At 49.7% G+C, this 19,378-nt stretch carries 14 protein-coding genes; 9 read left to right on the forward strand and 5 right to left on the reverse strand.

The window, feature by feature from the left end:
- Positions 1–70 precede the first annotated feature (70 nt).
- Genes KFF03_RS08810 through KFF03_RS08820 form a run of 3 tightly spaced genes read left to right on the forward strand, consistent with a single transcriptional unit; the run spans position 71 to position 5,959 of the window.
- Positions 71–1,588, forward strand: coding sequence for a TolC family protein (locus tag KFF03_RS08810; protein WP_255860738.1), 1,518 nt, complete (start codon positions 71–73; stop codon positions 1,586–1,588).
- Entirely contained in the window at positions 1,585–2,826 is a 1,242-nt protein-coding gene (locus KFF03_RS08815; RefSeq protein ID WP_255860739.1) for an efflux RND transporter periplasmic adaptor subunit, read from the forward strand. Before KFF03_RS08810 ends, KFF03_RS08815 begins: the two co-directional genes overlap by 4 nt.
- Positions 2,819–5,959: an efflux RND transporter permease subunit gene (locus KFF03_RS08820; RefSeq protein ID WP_255860740.1), complete on the forward strand. Its 3,141-nt coding sequence runs from the start codon at positions 2,819–2,821 to the stop codon at positions 5,957–5,959. The genes KFF03_RS08815 and KFF03_RS08820 overlap by 8 nt, the downstream gene beginning before the upstream one ends.
- Here the strand turns inward: KFF03_RS08820 and KFF03_RS08825 are convergent.
- Entirely contained in the window at positions 5,954–6,466 is a 513-nt protein-coding gene (locus KFF03_RS08825; RefSeq protein ID WP_255860741.1) for an MOSC domain-containing protein, read from the reverse strand. The genes KFF03_RS08820 and KFF03_RS08825 overlap by 6 nt on opposite strands.
- Positions 6,467–6,699: 233 nt before the next feature.
- Here KFF03_RS08825 and KFF03_RS08830 point away from each other — a divergent pair, with 233 nt between their 5' ends.
- From KFF03_RS08830 to pdxB, 3 genes are all read left to right on the forward strand, one after another.
- Complete coding sequence (locus KFF03_RS08830) at positions 6,700–7,641, forward strand: hypothetical protein (protein ID WP_255860742.1); 942 nt, start codon at positions 6,700–6,702, stop codon at positions 7,639–7,641.
- Positions 7,642–7,740: 99 nt separating this feature from the next.
- The gene (locus KFF03_RS08835; RefSeq protein ID WP_255860743.1) at positions 7,741–9,318 is read left to right on the forward strand and encodes a SulP family inorganic anion transporter; all 1,578 of its coding nucleotides are present in this window, start codon (positions 7,741–7,743) and stop codon (positions 9,316–9,318) included.
- 292 nt (positions 9,319–9,610) lie between these two features.
- Positions 9,611–10,759 carry a 4-phosphoerythronate dehydrogenase PdxB gene (pdxB, locus tag KFF03_RS08840; RefSeq protein ID WP_255860744.1) on the forward strand — a complete coding sequence of 383 codons (1,149 nt, stop codon included), beginning with the start codon at positions 9,611–9,613 and terminating at the stop codon, positions 10,757–10,759.
- Positions 10,760–10,830: 71 nt separating this feature from the next.
- Here pdxB and KFF03_RS08845 read toward each other — a convergent pair whose 3' ends face one another.
- From KFF03_RS08845 to KFF03_RS08855, 3 genes are all read right to left on the reverse strand, one after another.
- Positions 10,831–12,111 carry an alpha/beta fold hydrolase gene (locus tag KFF03_RS08845; RefSeq protein ID WP_255860745.1) on the reverse strand — a complete coding sequence of 427 codons (1,281 nt, stop codon included), beginning with the start codon at positions 12,109–12,111 and terminating at the stop codon, positions 10,831–10,833.
- 218 nt (positions 12,112–12,329) lie between these two features.
- Positions 12,330–12,959, reverse strand: a complete 630-nt coding sequence (locus KFF03_RS08850; protein WP_255860746.1) for a hypothetical protein — start codon at positions 12,957–12,959, stop codon at positions 12,330–12,332.
- Between the two features lie 111 nt (positions 12,960–13,070).
- Positions 13,071–14,141: an agmatine deiminase family protein gene (locus KFF03_RS08855; RefSeq protein ID WP_255860747.1), complete on the reverse strand. Its 1,071-nt coding sequence runs from the start codon at positions 14,139–14,141 to the stop codon at positions 13,071–13,073.
- 183 nt (positions 14,142–14,324) lie between these two features.
- Here KFF03_RS08855 and KFF03_RS08860 point away from each other — a divergent pair, with 183 nt between their 5' ends.
- Positions 14,325–15,566, forward strand: coding sequence for a lipoprotein-releasing ABC transporter permease subunit (locus KFF03_RS08860; RefSeq protein WP_255860880.1), 1,242 nt, complete (start codon positions 14,325–14,327; stop codon positions 15,564–15,566).
- The gene (locus KFF03_RS08865) at positions 15,559–16,257 is read left to right on the forward strand and encodes an ABC transporter ATP-binding protein (RefSeq protein ID WP_255860748.1); all 699 of its coding nucleotides are present in this window, start codon (positions 15,559–15,561) and stop codon (positions 16,255–16,257) included. Before KFF03_RS08860 ends, KFF03_RS08865 begins: the two co-directional genes overlap by 8 nt.
- Before the next feature lie 32 nt (positions 16,258–16,289).
- Here the strand turns inward: KFF03_RS08865 and KFF03_RS08870 are convergent, their stop codons facing one another.
- A complete protein-coding gene (locus KFF03_RS08870; RefSeq protein WP_255860749.1) occupies positions 16,290–16,814 on the reverse strand; it encodes a DUF2062 domain-containing protein in 525 nt (174 codons plus the stop codon).
- A gap of 127 nt (positions 16,815–16,941) precedes the next feature.
- Between KFF03_RS08870 and KFF03_RS08875 the strand changes: the two genes are divergently transcribed.
- Complete coding sequence (locus tag KFF03_RS08875; RefSeq protein WP_255860751.1) at positions 16,942–19,254, forward strand: DNA internalization-related competence protein ComEC/Rec2; 2,313 nt, start codon at positions 16,942–16,944, stop codon at positions 19,252–19,254.
- Positions 19,255–19,378: the final 124 nt, after the last annotated feature.

Raw genomic sequence — 19,378 nt, forward strand, 5'->3', positions numbered from 1 at the left:
ACCGTAAAAGGCATCAACAGCGAGTACGCAGCTGCTTATCATTTCTGGCTTGTTGAAATGAGATTCCTCTATGTTTATAAGCCGACAGCTGTTTGCAGGGCTTGTTGCATTGCCGTTAATGGCGTGTAGTCAGCTGGATGTTATTGATAATCCTGGTTCTGATGGTCAGCTTGAAAATCACCCGTTGTTATCAGATTGGTCCGATACAACTCCTTCTCAATCTGTGCCAGACGAGTGGTGGCGATCATTTGATGATCCGGCACTGAATTCGCTGATTGATACCGCTCTGGCGAATAACTTTTCCTTACAGGCATCTCTGGCGCGTATTGAGCAAAGTGCGGCGCTATTGCGTATCGATGCCAGTGGCCAGTACCCGGATGTGAATATCCAGGCGGGTCGTAACCGAAATGAAAACAGCGCGCTTACCAGTAACCGTGTAACACAGAACTGGACGGCCGGGCTAAATGCTTCCTATGAAATTGACTTCTGGGGCGCCGTTGCGGCTGCCCGAGAACAGGGTGAATTTGAGTTGTCTGCGACTCAGGCCGCGGCTCGTATTCAGTCGAATACGGTGGCCAGTCAAATCAGCAATGCCTGGTACGGCTACTTAAAAGAAAGTCGCCAACTGGAGTTGTTGCAGCAACAAAAACAACGGGTTGAATCTGGCTTAAAAGCGATTAATGCGCGCTTTCAGCGAGGCCGGTCTCAGGTGTCGGATGTCTGGCAGCAGCAGTCCTTGCTCGAATCCATTGAGGCCGATGTGTATCGAACGGATTCACGCCGTCAGATTTACCTGAATCAATTGCAGCTCTGGTTAGGTGGTGCTGTATCCAGTGATGCTGTAAACGACGTATTGCAGCAGGCACTAGCCAGTCACTCAACGGTTAATGTGTTGCCGGCGCTGTTTGAGTCGGGTGAAGGGTTTAATCAAAGTGAAGGGCTTAATCCAAATAAGCATAAACAAACCGCTGTGTCGGTTGAGGCGTTAGGGCAGCGTCCGGATGTACAGCAAGCCTGGTTTAATGTGCTTGCTGCGAATGCCGGTGTCGCCATTGCGGAAGCCAATCGCTACCCGCGTTTTACCCTGACCGCCAGTTATAGCGGTCAGGACCCTGATTTCAGCAATGTGTTTGACGACTGGGTCGCTAATGTAGCTGCCAATCTGGTGTTGCCGCTGATTGATGGTGGTGAGCGACGTGCTCGGGTTGCTGCACAACGGGCGGCGCTTGAGGTATCCCTGGCAGACTATCAGCAGGTTCTGCTGGCGGCAGCGGATGAGGTTCAGCAGCAACTGATTCGTGAGCAGGAATTTGTCAGCCTGAACGCCAGTCTGAATCGACAACTTGAACTGGAGCGTAAGACGCAATCGTTCCAGGCCAGTCGTTATGCCAAAGGGGTGGGTGATTTTTTAGCGTTGCTGACCGCTCAGCGAGATGTGTTGTCGCTGGAGCGTCAGGTGCTGGAAAACAAACTATCAGCGGTTCAGGCCCGTATCGCATTGTATCAATCCGTTAGTCATGGTCGTTTTTTACCGTCTGATTCTGACTCTCCCGTTATGCCTAAGACACAGGAAGATGTTTCATCATGAGTGCACCACAAAAATCTTCATTGAAATCCGCCATGATTGTTGTGGCTGTCTTGCTTGTTGGTCTGGCCATTGCGGCATTTATTATCAAAAGTGCCCCGCGTCCTGAACGAGTGACCCCGGAAGTAAAAGCTCGTCTGGTTGAGGTGGCGGATATTCGTGTGGCGCAACAACTGCCTTACTGGAGTGCCGGCGGGCGTGTGATGGCGTCCCAACAAGTTGACTTAATGCCCGAAGTGTCTGGCCGGATTAAGTCCATTGCGGCGGATGCCATCCCGGGTGCGCGGCTGAGTAAGGGTGCGTTGTTGGCCGAAATTGATGAGCGTGACTATCGGTTGGCCATGGCTCAGCGGCAAGCAGCTTATGCTCAGGCTGTAGCGGCGTTGAAAATAGAGAAGGGGCAGGCGTCACTTGCCCGTGAGGAGTATGAGTTGGCGGCAGCGCAATTGTCGGCGGAAGATAAAGCTCTGGTGTTACGTGAGCCTCAGATTGCTCAGGCACAAGCCGAAGTTCAGACGGCCAAAGCTAACCTTGATCAGGCTGCTTTAAATCTGGAAAGAACCCGTATTCGTATGCCATTTGACGGACAAATTAATCAACGCCACATTTCAGTTGGCAGCCAGGTATCGGTATCGGGCCGTGCTTTTGAACTGGTGAATACCGATGAATTCTGGATTGAAGTGAAAATCCCCGCGGCCTTCCTGCCTCTGCTTGATCCGCAACAGCCTGCGCTTATTCGCCAATCTGGCTGGTTGGCGTCAGAAGTGCGTGAGGCACAGGTTCTGAATGTATTGCCGGCCGTTGATAGTGCCGACCGTCAGGTCAAGGTGTTGCTGTCATTATCCGATCCTTTAGCGTTGGAAAACCCTGAATTAGCCAAAGTATTGCTGAATGACTTTGTCGAAGTGCAGCTGTTTGGTCGTTTGAATCAACCCAGCTACGAAATTGCGGCGCAATTAATCGACAATAACAACCAGATTTGGGTGGTAAATGATGGCCAGTTACAGCAAAGAACGGTGGATGTTTTATACCGCGGACGTGAGCTGAGTTGGGTGGCTAGCGATCTGGCAGATAGTGATGAAGCGTCAGGAGTTCAGCCGGGAGATAAGCTGTTGATCAGTAAGGTGGATGCGGCTGTGGCCGGTGCCCCGGTTCGTGTGTTGGGCGACGATAGCAGTACAAATAAGGCTGCTGACAATGATGTTGATTCTGGCAAAGATGAAGGTGTGAGTTATGACTGATCATCAGAAGCGTGCCTCGCGCCGGGGGCCGGTTGCCTGGATGTCTGAGCATCGGGTTGCCCCCAATCTGCTGATGGCCTTTCTGATTATTGGCGGCTTTTTGATGTCGCTGACCATCAGGAAGGAGTTTATCCCGCCGTACGAGGCCGATGCTGTTAGTGTTTACGTCGCCTACCCGGGTGCAACACCTTCCGAAATGGAGCAGGGGGTGGTGCTGCCGATTGAAAATGAGCTGTCCTCGCTGGATGGTTTCAAAGAAGTAACCTCAAATATCAGTCGAGGTTCGGCACGTGTTAGTGTCGAGCTTGAAAACGGCGTCGATAAACAGCAGGCCTACCAGGATATTCAACAGGCTGTTAACCGTATCAGCACGTTTCCAGCGCAGATAGAGCGGCCAATTGTCAGTCTGGTGAGTGGCTCTATTGAAGTGATGGAACTTGCGTTGTTCGGACCGCTGGATCGCTTTGAGTTAAAACGGCTGGCTGAACGCATCAAGGATCAGCTGTTGACGTCGTCACAGATCAGTAAAGTTGAGCTTCAGGGGTTGCCGGATGAGGAGGTGCAGATTGATATTCGCCAGGTTGATTTGCAGCGTTATGGTTTGTCGTTAAACCAGATTGCCGGTGTAATCTCTGATAATGCACTGGAGCAGAGTGCCGGAGCGGTAAAGACGGGTGCAGGAGATATTCTGGTTACCTTAAATGATCGTGCCTACTGGGCTGAAGATTTTAAGCAGATCCCTTTGTTGACGGATGAGCAAGGGGTTCAGCTGCGTCTCGGAGATATAGCAGTTGTGCAGGAGGGCTTTGCCGACTCCAACCAACTGGTCACCTATAACGGAAAAACCTCCGTTCGGTTTGATATTCATCGCGCTGAAAGCCAGACGCCATTGACGGTGGTTGAGGCTGCATACGAAAAACTGGATCAAATCCGAACGGAGCTACCACCTGGCGTGGAGCTGATTGTTACCGATGATGATGGTGAAACTTACCGTCAGCGGGTGGGGTTATTGCTGAAGAATGCGTCTATCGGACTGATTCTGGTGATGGTTTTGTTAAGCCTGTTTCTTGAATACCGTTTGGCGTTCTGGGTCACCATGGGCATTCCTACCGCCTTTTTGGGTGCGCTGTTATTGCTGCCGATGTGGGATGTATCCATCAATATGGTGTCGATGTTTGCCTTTATTGTGGCGCTTGGCATTGTGGTGGATGACGCCATTATTGCCGGAGAAAATATCTACGAGCACATGCAGCAGGGCATGCCATTCCATGATGCGGCAATTGTGGGTGCCCGCGAAGTTGCCATGCCGTTGGCTTTTGCCATTCTGACCAATGTTGCTGCGTTTTTACCATTGCTGAGTTTGCCAGGGTTTATGGGGAAGTTGTTTATCGCCATTCCGATTGTGGTAATCAGCTGCTTTATGATTTCCTGGCTGGAGGCATTATTTATTTTGCCTACCCATTTGGCCAACCTGAAACAAACGCCTAAGTCGGGCCTTGGTCTTAAGCTGGATCGTTTACAGGGTAAGGTCGATCACAAACTTCATGCTTTTATTAATAATTCTTACTTGCCTGTGCTGGATAAGGCGTTAAAAAATCCGGGGCTGACACTCGCGATTGCGCTTGCGATTGGCGCGATTGTGCTCTCTTACCCCATGAGTGGGCGAATGGGGTTCAGTATGTTTCCGCGGCTTGAAGGCGAATTTGCGGTGGCGACTGTTGAGCTGCCTAGTAACGCTCCTTTTTCACAGGCAAAAGCCGTTCGTACCCACCTTGAAGAAAGCCTGTATGAGATTGCTGAACCGTATAAAGCGGCGGGTGTCCCTCTGGTGGTTAGTGTCGAAGGCAGTATCAGTGGTTCCAGTGTGGAAATTGAGGCAAGGCTGGTGGATATCGAACAGCGCCCCATTAGTGCTAATGAGACGGTGAAGCGTTGGCGTGAGGTGATTGGCGAAATTCCCGGTATTCGAAGTCTGACCTTTGATGCTGAGCGCGGTGGTGGCCCATCCGGAGGCTCTGGATTGACAGTCGAGTTACGGGGTAGTAACTCCGGTGACCTCAGAGCCGCATCGGCGGCGCTTGCTGAGCAGCTTGAGCAATTGTCAGGTGTCACGGATGTGGCTAACAGCTTTGAATCCGGATCGCCACAGTGGGATATCAAGCTGAATGCACTGGGTCGAAGCCTGAACTTGGACGCCAATGATGTGGCCTCTCAGGTTCGTGCGGCATTGTACGGTGCCAGGGCCTTACGACAGCAGCGTGAGCGCAATGAAGTCACGGTATTGGTCAGGCTGCCGTTGGCTGAACGTTCTTATGCAGCCGATATTGAGCGTTTGCAAATTCAAACCGCGGCTGGTGGTTATGTGCTGCTGGGTGACATTGCTGAGTTAGTTAAAGAACGAGCACCTGCGACCATTACTCGCCGTGATGGCCAGCAAATTGTGCGAGTGACCTCTGAGGTGGAGCCACGATCACAAATACCTGCTGTGATTAGTGTGTTGTCGGATGAGGTGTTTGATGATTTGAGGTCGTTATACCCATCGGTTGAATTCAGTTTTCAGGGGCGTCAGGCCAACACTCAGGAAAGCGTCAGTAGCTTGCAGCTGTATGGATTTTTCTCAATGTTGCTGATTTACGTATTGCTGGCGATTCCATTCCGCAGCTATGCCCAGCCACTATTGATTATGATGGTAATCCCTTTTGGTGCCGTGGGCGCGATTATCGGGCATGTATTGCTGGATTTGGCAGGGCGAGACATGGGAATGTCGATTATGAGTATTATGGGTATTGTAGCACTGGCAGGCGTGGTGGTTAACGACTCTCTGATTCTGGTGACCTATGCCAACGAACAGCGACAAAAGGGCTTAAATGCACTGCAGGCTGTGAGGGCGGCTGGCGTTCGGCGTTTTCGCCCAATTCTGCTGACCACACTCACGACTTTTGGTGGCCTGGCACCCATGGTGTTTGAGGGCTCGCGTCAGGCCCAGTTTATTACGCCAATGGCGGTATCTCTGGGCTTTGGTATCTTGTTCACAACCTTTGTTTGTTTGCTGGTGTTACCAGCAATTTATGTCTTATTGGATTCTGTTCAGCAGAAGCTATCCGTGAAAAAAGAAACCGTTGTTACGTCATAACAACGATTGCTGTGGGGTGTAGAGACGGATTTCATCGCCCAACCGGATGTTACCAGAAACCAGTACCTTACAGCATAAACCGCCGTGTCCCAGCATGGCGCTCAAGCCGCCTTTGCCCAGTTCCTGTTCCATACGACTGCAGGGGTGGCAAAGAGCGGTTGCTTCAAATACGGCTTCGCCGATTTGAAATACCTGATAACGAAGGGCATTCAGGTTGATATTTTTCACCACTAGATTACGGCGTAATTGCGACGGTGCCACCGATTTTCCACCGAGATAATGACCAATCTGTTGAATAAACTCTTCACTGATTAATGTGACCTGACGTGCACTGCCAGGTGTCTTTTCCATTCGATGATCACCCTCGAGCCCCAGGCTTTCGACCGCTCGGGCATGCTCCAGTGAGTGCATGGCCATTCGTCGGCCAGGTCGAACACCAATCCAACTCAGCTCTCCGGGTGGGAGATGGTTCACATAGCGGGAAAAGAGTTTGCTTTGTGCGGACATGCGGTGACTCTCCGGGGGCTGCAAAATAGTGTGCCAGTGTGGTTAAGGCGGATTATGCCGCGCTTTTTATTAAGATGCTGTGGGTCTGTGTCCGTTCAAATTTATTCTTTGTTAGATGTTACTTGTGTTATACCGTTATCTACATTGTGAGATTTGTTCGAATGAATGGCGTTGCGAATAATAAGGGGAGTTATTACTATCAGTGTTCTTTCTGATTTAAATAAGGATGTTGTATGTCAGCTCTCCTGCGCTGCGTAGCTTTACTTGGCCTGCTTATTGTTTTTCCTTCCGCTGCTCATGACCTGACACCATGCCAGGAAAAGCGAAAAGCTGTTTTAGAGGTTGTGAATAAAGGAACGCCATCTGCTTCCTGGAATAAGGAGCTGGTCACGTTGGCAAAATCCTCCGCTATCAATAGTGAATGCAACCACTGGCAGTACAATATTCTTTATGCACTCTCTGGCAGCCAGTATCCAACAGCGGATTATCGCCGTTGGTTGTTTGCTCAGCTGGATGTGGTTGCCCCTCAGGAGCTGGATACGTTAATCCCTAAGACGCTGGATTTTGTGTTTGCTGACCAGCAACAAGGGCAGCCCATAAAACCTGAAGAGTGGAAGAGGGTTGTTGAGGCAGTTGTAAGAATGCCTGCTAAAGATATCGCTTCGGTACCAGTGGCGCTTTCTCGACACACTGAACAACGGCCGAATAAAAATAATGAAAAACAGGTTAAACAATCAGCAAAGACGCTGGTTCTTCAGTTGAATGAGCTTTCGAATTTGGTCGATTCTGAGCGCTTGGGAACCCCTTCACTTAATAATAACGAATGGCTCCGGGTAATGTTAAAGGCCATTGCTGTGCGTCAACCTGAACTGATGGCAGATTATTACTTACAGCGGGGTGCTCAATTGGAGGCGCCGCTTTATCTTCTTAAGCCCATTACTCGTTATTATCGTTATATCATCAAAAACAATCGTGATGAGCTGTTGCCGGGTGCTGAACAGGCATTGATCCAGTTATTTGAGCAGTTGTCTTTGAATGGGAAGCCATTGAGTGCTAATACCGAATCGACATTGGCGCTTTTGGTGCGTGACTTTGAAGAGGTTGCTGCTTCTCGCCCGGAGGTTCAGCAAAAGCTCGATACCATGCGAGAGCGTTATGCTTTTTTACGCGAATAACGATCATTTCCGCTTGGGCGGTCTAGCTGGTATAGTCGCGCCCCTTGATGGCGGGGGGCTGGCCCTTGCGAAATACTCCAACAGAAGGGAACCTCTCTGATGTTATTGCTGCGCGAATTTATGCAGACTTTTTCTCCTAATCTTAAAAACGACACCTTGTCAGGTTTGACCGTTGCACTGGCGCTGGTGCCGGAAGCGGTGGCTTTTGCTTTTGTTGCCGGTGTACACCCATTAACCGGTTTGTACGCCGCTTTCATGGTGGGACTGATTACTGCTGTGATGGGTGGTCGTCCGGGCATGATTTCTGGTGCTACTGGTGCATTGGCGGTTGTAATGGTGTCTCTTGTCGCTGAGGCTGAGAGAGACTTTGGCTCTGGTATGGGCCCGCAGTATCTGTTTGCTGCAGTGGTGCTGATGGGCATTATTCAGATTACGGCCGGGGCCTTTAAGCTGGGTAAGTTTATTCGTATCGTACCGTATCCTGTGATGCTGGGCTTTGTGAACGGTCTGGCGATTGTGATCTTCCTGGCACAGCTACCTCAGCTGCAATCGGCAACTCCCGGTGGTAAATGGGGATGGACAGATGGCACCTGGTTAGCCGGTTCTGAATTATTCATCATGCTGGGCTTGATTGGCCTGACGATGGCGATTACGCATTTCCTGCCAAAAATCACTTCGGCATTCCCATCGGCATTGGCCGGTATTCTTGCGGTTAGTGGTATTGCTCTGGTTGCTGATCTGGATACAAAAACGGTTGGTGATCTGGCGTCGATTGCCGGTGGCCTGCCAGATTTTGGCATTCCGAATGTGCCGCTAACGATGGAAACCTTCTGGTTTATTTTGCCGTATTCAGTGATTTTCGCTGCCATTGGTCTGATCGAATCTTTGCTGACAGTGACGGTTATCGATGAAATGACCAATACTCGTGGTCGCGGTAATAAAGAGTGTGTGGCACAGGGTACAGCAAACCTGGCCACCGGTTTCTTTGGTGGTATGGGCGGTTGCGCCATGATTGGTCAGAGTATGATTAATGTCAGCTCGGGTGGTCGTGGTCGCTGGTCTGGTATCGCTGCAGCTTTGTTCCTGCTGAGCTTTATTCTGTTTGCATCGCCTCTGATTGAACAAATTCCAATTGCGGCATTAACTGGCGTGATGTTTATGGTAGTGATTGGCACCTTTGAGTGGTCAAGCTTCCGTATGCTGGGCAAAATTCCTAAACAAGATGCCTTTATTATTGTGCTGGTGTCGGGTGTGACGGTTGTGACGGACTTGGCCATTGCTGTGATTGTCGGTGTGATTGTGGCAGCCCTGGTGTTTGCCTGGGAACACGCAAAACACATCAGTGCGCGCACCATTATTCAGGAAGATGGCGCTAAGGTTTACGATTTATTTGGCCCGCTGTTCTTTGGTTCCGTGTCTGCGTTCAAAGATATCTTTGAGCCTGAAACAGACCCAGATGTGGTGATTATCGAGTTTAAAAACTCACGTGTTGCCGACTCTTCGGCGATTGAAGCGATTGACACCATTGCTGAGCGTTACATTGCTGCGGGTAAGGAAGTGCATCTGCGTCACTTATCAGAAGAGTGTCGCGTGCTGCTTAAGAAAGCGGGTAACTTGTGTGACGTGAATGTGATTGAAGATCCGAGCTACCGCGTCGCAACCGACAAACTGGCTTGATTCATTTTCTATCCGCAAAAGCAAACAGCCTTAACCGTTTGCTTCTGCCACCGGAATCGGAGGTGCGTCCCTGCACCTTCGATTCCTCCGCGACGTCCTGTCGCTGTTCTCGAAGCTAACGCTTAAATCTGTTTTTCTCGCCCTGCTACTTGCAGATTCTTTTGAAAGCAGCAACAGGATGTTGCGTTAGCGCGGCAAAAAGAATGTGGAAGTAGCGCTTCGTTAGCAAAATTTGCCTCCCCGCAATCCTCCTGCAACAATACGCCTCCCATAAAAACAAAGGCTTCCCGCCGTGCACATTGTTGCTGACGAAAATATCCCTCTCGTTGAAGAATTCTTTGCCGATATTGGCTCCATTACCCGCGTTGCTGGTCGAACTATGTCGACTCAGGATTTGGCCGATGCTGATGTGCTGCTGGTACGCTCAGTGACGCAGGTTAATGAAACCTTGTTGTCTGGTACGCCGGTTAAGTTTGTTGGTACTGCAACCATAGGAACCGATCATATTGACCAGGCATATTTGCAACAGCAGGGCATTGGTTTTAAAAGCTCTCCTGGTTGTAATGCTCAGGCGGTTGTTGACTATGTGTTGAGTGCGTTAAGTGTTCTGATTGATTCCCGTGGTATCGCGTTTACTGATTTGACCGTGGGAATTATTGGAGTTGGAAACGTTGGCTGCCTTCTGCGCCGTCGGCTGGAAGAGATGGGGCTGACAGTGCTGGCGGTCGACCCGTTTAAAGATCCTCAAGACGTTGGAGAATTGGTCTCCCTGGATGAGGCGCTTAAGGCAGATGTGGTTTCTCTGCATACACCGTTGACCCGTGATGGTGAGCATCCTACGTATCATCTGATTGATGATGAGAAGCTGTCTCTGATGAAGCCTGATGCTTGTCTGATTAATAGTTGTCGCGGGGCGGTGGTGGATAATCAGGCGTTGCTTGTTCACATGAAGCAGAATGCAGAGTTCGAATCTGTCTTGGATGTTTGGGAAAATGAGCCTGAACTCGATATTAATCTGATGCACCGCTGTATGTTAGCGACGCCACATATTGCTGGTTATTCATTGGATGGCAAAATGCGTGGCACTGAGTTTGTTTATCAGGGGTTGTGCGAGTTCTTCGGTTTGCCGGTGCGCCGCAAGCTGGCTCAATTTTTACCGGAGCCGGGTATTAAAATGGTGTCGTTCAGTGATCAGGTGCCTAAGTATCAGGCATTGCGAACAGCCATTCGTGCTGCCTATGAGATCCGCGTGGATGATGGTGTGATGCGCTCGGCGATGATCAAGGCTGAAGGGGGAAGCTTGCGCGAAACATTCGATCGTTTGCGTAAGAACTATCCTTTGCGACGTGATATTCCTCAGCTGAAAGTGAATGTGCCATCGCGTTGTCACGAGCTGCAGAATCGACTCAAAGCGGTGGGTTTTGATGTGCGTGCTAAGTGACGTTTGGGCCAGGTGATGTTCGGGTTAAATGCTGTTCTATTAGGGTTAAGTAATGCGAGTCAGCTGGCTTGTTAGGCCAGCTGACTATCGATCAGAGATTCATCGATAGTGCCTGATGGTTGCTCACGAACCATCAACAGATGTTCTTTCAGGTAGGTTAATAACGCATCCGCCGCCTTGAGATCGCGCTGAATAATCAGGCAGCGCAAGCTACGCTTATTGCGATCCATAATTCGGACGTGATAGTCATTCCCAGTTTCAGGCAGATTCAGGTATAGCGACTGGCAGTTTTCATTTAAGGCCAGGTCTGCTGTCACAAGCTCCAGCTCGCATCCGGCAAAGTTGAGGTTGCGAATACGGACGGTGTAGTTTTGACCAGATTCCAAATCCTTTAATTCAAAAGGCTGTTCAAGCGGGCGCTGGCGATCTTGCAGGCGTTGGTCAGCAGGGTCATAGGCTAGTGGGTTGTAAACGGACACGCCATCAATGTTGCCGATATCCTCTCCCAACATGTAATTATGAAACAGACTGCATGCGGCTTCTTTGCGTTCGAATTGAGCCAGGTGGTCGGCATTGTGTATCACGGCAAAGGTTGCTGCCTTGCATTGGCGTGCGACGGCTGCATTCTCAGATGGCAGTGTGAAGTTATCGAACTCTCCCGTCGCTATGAGTGTTGGGCAGCTCGGGAAGTGATCAAATCCAGGGAAGTCGAGCAGGCGCTGAGTGTTCTGAGCATAACGTTGCTGTTCGTTCTCATTCAGACGTGCGATTTGGCGATACATTGCCTTGCGATACGTTGGACTGACTTCGGTTTCTTGCAGGCGGTTATGGTTAATCAGATTGCAAACAGCCGTTGTTGCAAAGGATTTCATGTTTCCATCGGCTAAAAGACTAAGGCTGTCTTCTAGTAGTGTAATCAGGCTTTCACGGCGGAAGCAGGTAATGCCAGAAAGGAGCAGGCGCTCAATTCTTTGTGGGTGCGCGGCCGCGAATAGTGTGGCCATGGCAGACCCGTAGCTGATACCAAGGAGTATCACCTTCTGAATGTCTTTTTGATCAAAAAAATCCGCAATCAATTGGCCATAGTCATTCAGTGATAGTTCTGGTGCCAATTGCTCGTTGCTTCCCTGGGATGGGAGATCAATCAGAATGACCGGATTGGTTGTATGAACCAGCTCAACTTCGTTCCGGAACGAGGTAAAGCTCTGAAATGCTCCGCCGAGAAACACAACAGGTGTTTTTTGACGATTTTCCGGCAGGCAATAGGCTTTGTATTCAACCCGATATTGGCCGAGTTGTTCTGTGTGAGGTGGTGTGCGGAGATCCGATGCTGAAAAGCTTAAGAACTGCATACTCTGGGCTCTCTGGTGAGTGAGATTATAATTATTGTGAAATGAACAATACTGGAATTAACAACAAATGGCCAGAACGCTTAAAAATACAATTAACTTGAGGATTTTGCTTTAAGTTATTGAATTTTAAGGGTATTTTGTTTTCTCCTGGGTTTTTGAGGGTTGTCGATGGGAAAAAAGTTGTTCTTTGTATTGTTTAATTTGTACTGAAGTACCACTTACTGCTGTGGTACGTTCAGCTGGAAGTCGATGGTGTCGGGTGTGATATTGATTTGGTATTCGCCGCCTGGGGTGGAAAAATTATCGCTTGGGTAGCCATTGCTATTAGGAATTGAGAATACAAAACTGCCCGGGGAGCTGCTGATTCCGGTTCCGATGGGCGGAACAATTGATTCTGGTATTTGTGACGGAAATGTCGGATTGGCCAGATCGATGGTTTCTCCGGTCAGTGCCTGCAATTCGATAGACGCTGCTTGTAAGGCTTCATTACGGCTTGCTTGCAATGGGTCAAGAGTCGGAGATTGAAAATTGTAAATAGCCTGGTTTGCCAGTGCGTTGCTCTGGCGCTCACCCAGGTATTCGTCATTTGCCGGAAGGGTGTCGAGCGGTTGCTTGGTGCGTGTTGCCAGATCTTCCCCTTCCGAAAAATCATCCTCAAGAGGGGATACTTTAATAACCCGTTTGGCTTCGTTGGTCGTTTCCGCTTTTTCCTGTTTTCGTACAATGACCGTTGTATTCTCTATATAAGACTCTGTCAGCTCTTCGCTCGGAATTTCACGAATATCGGCGTTGACGGAAATGGATAGTGAAACAAGGGTAAGAACGCTCAGTGTTAATCTGGTTTTCATGGCGGCAATCTCTGAAATATCACTTCAATCCTAGTTCTTGCCAGCCTAACCACAAGGCTCTTTCGCGCCAACTTACCAGACTTTACAGCCATTTACGCTCAATCGCGTTTCTCAACATTTAGTTGTGTACTGAGTGGAGATTTCGGTATGAATTTGCATGGTCAGGCAATGCAAGGAGCCAAATTGTTCAATCACCGGGCGACAATTGATTGGGTAGATTTTGCGATTCGGAAACGCGTTAGCAATTTGTTCAACCGCCAATTGGTCTTCGTTGACACCGTAGATTGGCAGTAGCACTGCGTCATTGATGACCAGGAAGTTGGCATAGGTTGCAGGCAGGCGATCACCATCGTCATTGTACTGAGCGCTGGGCAGGGGGAGCGGAATGAGTTGGTAGGGCTCTCCATCTTGTGTACGGAGCTGTCTCAGTTCCTGCTCCATGGCATTAAGCGACTCGAAGTGATCGTCAGATGGTGATGCCTGGCAATAAGCAATGCTGTTTGCAGAGCAGAAACGCGCCAGAGTATCGATGTGCGCATCCGTGTCATCACCCTCAAGGTGTCCATGCTCAAGCCACAGGATACGAGAGAATCCTAATTCCTGTTTCAGCTTGTCTTCAATCTGCTCTTTGCTGAGGCCGGGATTGCGATTTGGATTAAGCAGGCACTGGCTGGTTGTGAGTAAGGTTCCATGGCCATCGCTTTCCAGGCTGCCGCCTTCTAATACCCAATTGGACGCCTGGAGGTTTGTTTTACCAAAGGCGTTTAGAGTGTTGAGTTTTTGAGTGATCTGATTGTCGTTTTGGTGCGCATACTTGTTCCCCCAGCCATTAAACTGGAAGTCCCTGAGTAATAGTCGATTGTTCTCATAACAACTAATTGGTCCGTGATCTCTGGCCCAGGTATCTTCGCTATCAACCCGGAATATGACGACGTTGGCCATGTTGCTGTAATAGTGAGTTAATCGTTTGTAATCAGTGCTGTTGCCACAGGCAATGATCACTTTCTGGTGATTGCTGATGGCGGCAACAATTGCATGAAATACCGGCTCAACCCTTGAAAATACTGTTTCCCAATCGCTTTGTTGTTGTGGCCAGGTAAGCTGTGCGGCTTGCTGGGATTCCCATTCTGCTGGCATGCGCAGTGGCGATTGAGGATTCAAGGTGTTGTTGAGTTGGCTCAAAGCAGATTCTCTTGGGTGCAAATTTGTACTGATATTGATGCGGGATTTTAATTTCGAAATCACGTGGGTAGTAGCGCTTTATGCAAATTTTTGTCGAATGCCGCTTTCAGGTGTCGCTATCGTTAACGATGTCGTGCAAACTTGCGCCCTTTATTTCTCAGTATTAGCTACTTATCAATGCGGATTTTCAAATCATTGCCCTTATGGATTGGGCTGAGATACCTGGCGGCCAAACGCCGCAATCATTTTATTTCTTTTATATCAGCCTCTTCGATGGTTGGAATGACACTGGGTGTTGCCGTGTTAATTCTGGTGCTATCGGTAATGAATGGGTTTGATCGTGAGTTGCGTGAGCGGATTCTCGGCATGGTGCCTCACGGTGTTTTATACGAGCGAGGCGGCATTAATGACTGGCAAGGGCTTGCTGAGCAGGTAGAGCAACAGCCGGGGGTTGTTGCGGCTGCGCCCCTGACTCGACTGCAAGGCATGTTGGGTTATGCCGGTCGGGTGCAGGGTGTGATGGTAACCGGCATTGATCCGGCTGCAGAAAGTAAAGTATCCATTCTGCCAGACCATATTACGGATGGTGAGTTGGAGGCGTTAACGCCTAAAAGTTATGGTGTTTTGCTCGGTGATCTGTTGGCCAAGCGTCTGAACGTGGTTGTTGGCGATAAAATTACGCTGATGTTACCCGAAGCGACGTTATCTCCAGCGGGTGTTATTCCACGTATTAAGCGTCTGAATGTGGTTGGTATTTTCTCGGTGGGCGCTGAGCTAGATGCCAATCTCGCTGTGATTCACCTGGCGGATGCCGCCAAGCTGGCGCGGCTCAAGGCCGAGGCGCAAGCACTCAGGGTGAAGTTTGAAAATCTGTTTGATGCTCCCCGGGGTATCTGGACACTGGCTAGCAAGCTGGACGGGTATTTTACCGGTAGTGATTGGACCCGAACCCATGGCAATTTATTTCAGGCGATCAAACTTGAGAAAACCATGATTGGTTTGTTGTTGCTGATCATTGTTGCGGTGGCGGCATTTAATATTATTTCGACGCTAGTGATGGTGGTGACGGATAAACAGGCTGATATTGCTATTTTGCGAACCATGGGAGCAAAACCCTCAACTGTGATGGCGATCTTTATGGTGCAGGGCATTTCGATTGGTCTTGTGGGGGTTGTATTGGGCACGGTTCTCGGGGTGGCGGGTGCGCTATCCATTTCCGAGCTGATTGCCTGGGTCGAGCAAGCCTTTGGCTTCCAGATTCTCAGTGCCGATGTCTACTTTATTTCTTACCTGCCATCACAACTGTTGTGGTCGGATGTGGCGATTGTGACGTCAGCTTCTCTGACGCTGAGTTTTTTAGCGACTTTATACCCATCTTACCGGGCGTCCCGGGTTCAGCCGGCGGAGGCGTTACGTTATGAGTAATTTTAATGCGAACAATCTAGCTCTGGATGCGCAGGGTTTACGTAAAACCTATGAATCCGGCCCGCAGCAGGTCACCGTATGGCAGGATGTTAATTTGCAGGTTGCCGCGGGTGAAAGCATCGCCATTGTTGGTGCTTCTGGCTCCGGTAAGACTACCTTGCTGAATGTGTTGGGAGGGTTGGATGAGATGGATGATGGGCAGGTTGCCATCGCCGGGCAGTCCATTACTGACCTGTCGGAAAAAGAACGAACCCGGTTGCGCAATGAGCAAATCGGTTTCGTTTATCAATTTCACCACTTGTTGCCTGAATTTTCGGCGCTTGAAAACGTTATGATGCCGCTGTTATTAGGTGGTATGAAGCGTAAGCTGGCGGCACAGCAGGCCGAGTCGAGTCTGGTCCAGATGGGTTTATCACATCGCCTGAGCCATAAGCCGGCAGAGCTTTCGGGCGGTGAACGCCAACGTACGGCCATTGCCCGGGCCTTGGTCAATAAGCCGCGACTGGTGTTGATGGATGAGCCGACGGGCAACCTGGATCAGCAAACTGCGCAGCAGGTGGAGAATGCTATGCTGGATCTTGCGAATGCGTCAGACACCGCCTTTGTGATGGTGACGCACGATGTTGAACTGGCAAAGCGTATGAAGCGCCGGTACTTGTTGACAGATCAAACCTTGCAGCTGATGGTGTAAGAGATGCAGGTGATGTAAGAAGTGAGGCAGCGTCAGGAGCGTCGTTCGCGATTAATGCGGCGCTTTTGCCAGTTGCTCATCACGTGCATTCGCCAGGCGATGTGAATGCCAAAAAAACCCAGCACTCCAAGAAAAACCCCAACAGTTAGCGAGCCAACAAACAGGGGCTTCCAAATGGCATTCAGCTCCGTCAGCACCCAATCCAACGATAATTCAATGCTGAATTCCCGCACCGGGCTGTCGAGCAACCAGGTGCCAAAAATATAAGTGCCATAAAACAAGGGTGGAATGGTGAACGGGTTGCTGATCCAAACCAGGCCAACAGAAATGGGCACATTGCCGTTAATATAAAACGCCAGAAAGGCCGCGATAACCATCTGGAAAGGAAGGGGAAGAAACGCAGCGAACAATCCCACTAAAAACGCACGAGCGACTGATCGACGATTCAGGTGCCACAGGTTAGGCTTGCTGAACAAAGGGCGCAGGAAGCCCAATGACGGATTGGCCTGAACCTGCTCCGGCGTTGGGAAAAGCTTTTTTAATAACTTCTTTGGCATATCCAGCGGCTCAAAAACAACCTACCGGCAGGGGCCGGATTCTGAGCGCGGATTATGCCGAGATAACTATCAAAATACCAGCGGTGGGTATGGATATGCCTGCCTTGTCAGTGAGAGGCACTTAAGGATGAGAATACCTCTTGAAACGGCAGCCTTGCTGTTAATTCTTTCTGTTATATCGGGCGTGTTGATGGCACCCCAGGTTTCAGCATTTATGGCACCGGGTGCCTTGATTCTGATTGGTCTGGTGTTGGCAATGTTGACCGGAATGCGCCAAAAAACATATTTTCTGCCAGCTATCGTGTGTTTCTTGTTGATTGTTATTGGGCTGATGAGAGGCGCACTGTGGCTGGAAAGTTCACTGGAGCATCGCCTACCGCTGGAATTGGATCGCAGTCGTGCCACGCTTGAGCTGATCGTGGAAGAGGCCGAACAAACCGAGCGTAGCTGGCGTTTCATGATGGCTGTTCAGTCTGTGATCGAGGCGCCTGACGATGTTCATGTGCGTCGTGTGCGACTTAACTGGTATCCCAATGATGATGAGCGGCTAAATGATCTTGTCCCTGGTGCAGTTGTGCGTGCAGAAGTGGTGTTGCGGGCAGCGAGGCGTTTTGCCAATCCACTGCCTTATGACTATGAGGCCTATATGCTACTCAATGGCATTGATGCCATTGGTTATATCCGTGAGCTGGCCATTATCCAATCACCATCTGTCTCATTGTCGCCACAATCACTTCGTTTGTTGTTAATGAAGCAGGTTGATGAGCAGTTCCCGATAGTTGTCGCAGCTTGGTTGAAAGGCCTGGTGCTGGGCGAGGGTAGTGCCTTCACGCCACAGGAATGGCGAATGGCAGGGTCAACCGGAACGCTGCATCTGCTGGTAGTGAGCGGTTTACACATGGGGATGGTCGCTGTCATAGCGCTACTGATGGCAGGCATTGGCTGGCGTTTGATAACGGCTGTATTTCGTTGGCTATTACCACGCAGGAATGTCGTGCGCTGGCAAAAGTATTGGTATCTGGCCTGGGTATTGATGGTTTGTGGAAGCTACGCTCTGGTGTCAGGTGGCGGCATTGCGGTTTATCGGGCTTTTTTAATGTTGGCTGGCGTATGGTTGCTGTGGTTTTCAACCCGCAAGGTGAATGTATCAGTGGTATTTACGATGGTTGTTGCACTGATTGTTTTACATAAGCCATTAATTTTTACCCAAACAGGGTTTCAATATTCCATTATTTCCGTGGCTGTTTTACTGCTTTCATTCTCAGGGCGGAAAACCGGGTTCTGGTCGTCGGTGACTGCGCCGCAATTGTTTATCTTTATTGGCATCATTCCGCTGGTGTTGCACTGGAATTCACCGCTGAATGTTGGTCATGTATTGGCGAATCTGGTTGCGATCCCGCTGGTGACGTTTGTGTTGCTGCCACTGAGTTTGCTGGCCTTACTAGTTCCGGCTGTTACGTTGAAACAATGGCTGGCTGTGATTATCGAACAGGCTGGGGAAACATTCTGGAGTTGGTTGCAGTGGAATGATGGTCTGGACCTGCCTCAGCTGCAAGCCACCATCAATCCGGGGTTCGGACTTCTGTGGCTGTTTCTTGTGTGGCTTTGGTTAAAACCAGTCAGTTTTCCTATGAATGCGGTTTTGGCCCTTGTGCCGTTAATGTTGCTCCCCGTTTTAAACCAATCAACTCGTACAAAACCTTTTGTGATTATGCCGGATGTGGGCCAAGGGTTGAGTGTGATAGCCAGCGATGGTGATAAAACACTGATGTTTGATACCGGCCCGGTGTATTCGGCAAAATTTGATGCGGCCAGTAGTATTCTGATTCCCATTTTGAGAAGTCATGGGCTTGAGCCGGATGTGGTGGTGATCAGTCATTCTGATAACGACCACTCGGGTGGTGATGCTGCCTTACTCGCCAGTTATCCGAATTCTCAGCGTTATTATGGTCAGCCGGATTCACGGCAACAGTCCTGCCATCAGAATCAAGATTTGCAATCCCTGAGCGATGACCTGCATTATCGATTCTTGCTCTATAAGCTGGATCTAAAAAACGATAACAATCAATCGTGTGTGGTTCAGCTGGAGTGGTTTGGTCACCGAATTTTACTGCCGGGTGATATTGATGCGGCAGTGGAGTCTCAGTTGGTCGCTCGTTACGGTAATGAGTTGAAGTCCGACATCCTAGTTGCTCCGCATCATGGTTCAGCGACCAGCTCATCACAATTGTTTATTGATGTCGTGGCGCCGCAACAAGTATGGTTTTCCGCTGGCTTTAATCATCGTTATGGACATCCGCACAAGCGGGTAAGGGCACGTTATCAAAATGCATCCATAAAGATTCATAACACGGCTGATGCAGGGGCGCTGATGATGAATGTCGCTGGAGATGTGTTGACTGAGCGCCAGGGCTGGCAAAAGCCATGGTTATATCACTGAGTAGTTGTATCCCTGGTAGTTGCAGTTCTGAATGGTTGCTGTTCTGAGTAAATATCCCTTTGATCAGTGTAAGCATTGATTTTGTTAAGAATTTTTAAACGCTGTGATACAGTAACGCGCAAAC

The organism is Bacterioplanoides sp. SCSIO 12839 (assembly GCF_024397975.1).
In the GTDB taxonomy this organism is placed as follows: Bacteria; Pseudomonadota; Gammaproteobacteria; order Pseudomonadales; family Oceanobacteraceae; genus Bacterioplanoides.

What these genes read in the sequence shown, in the direction of transcription:
- KFF03_RS08870 (WP_255860749.1), bottom strand. Translation starts at nt 16,814, where the DNA reads ATGCCAAAGAAGTTATTAAAAAAGCTTTTCCCAACGCCGGAGCAGGTT.
- KFF03_RS08830 (WP_255860742.1), top strand. Translation starts at nt 6,700, where the DNA reads ATGTCAGCTCTCCTGCGCTGCGTAGCTTTACTTGGCCTGCTTATTGTT.
- KFF03_RS08835 (WP_255860743.1), top strand. Translation starts at nt 7,741, where the DNA reads ATGTTATTGCTGCGCGAATTTATGCAGACTTTTTCTCCTAATCTTAAA.
- KFF03_RS08825 (WP_255860741.1), bottom strand. Translation starts at nt 6,466, where the DNA reads ATGTCCGCACAAAGCAAACTCTTTTCCCGCTATGTGAACCATCTCCCA.
- KFF03_RS08845 (WP_255860745.1), bottom strand. Translation starts at nt 12,111, where the DNA reads ATGCAGTTCTTAAGCTTTTCAGCATCGGATCTCCGCACACCACCTCAC.
- KFF03_RS08850 (WP_255860746.1), bottom strand. Translation starts at nt 12,959, where the DNA reads ATGAAAACCAGATTAACACTGAGCGTTCTTACCCTTGTTTCACTATCC.
- KFF03_RS08875 (WP_255860751.1), top strand. Translation starts at nt 16,942, where the DNA reads ATGAGAATACCTCTTGAAACGGCAGCCTTGCTGTTAATTCTTTCTGTT.
- KFF03_RS08820 (WP_255860740.1), top strand. Translation starts at nt 2,819, where the DNA reads ATGACTGATCATCAGAAGCGTGCCTCGCGCCGGGGGCCGGTTGCCTGG.
- KFF03_RS08865 (WP_255860748.1), top strand. Translation starts at nt 15,559, where the DNA reads ATGAGTAATTTTAATGCGAACAATCTAGCTCTGGATGCGCAGGGTTTA.
- KFF03_RS08810 (WP_255860738.1), top strand. Translation starts at nt 71, where the DNA reads ATGTTTATAAGCCGACAGCTGTTTGCAGGGCTTGTTGCATTGCCGTTA.
- KFF03_RS08815 (WP_255860739.1), top strand. Translation starts at nt 1,585, where the DNA reads ATGAGTGCACCACAAAAATCTTCATTGAAATCCGCCATGATTGTTGTG.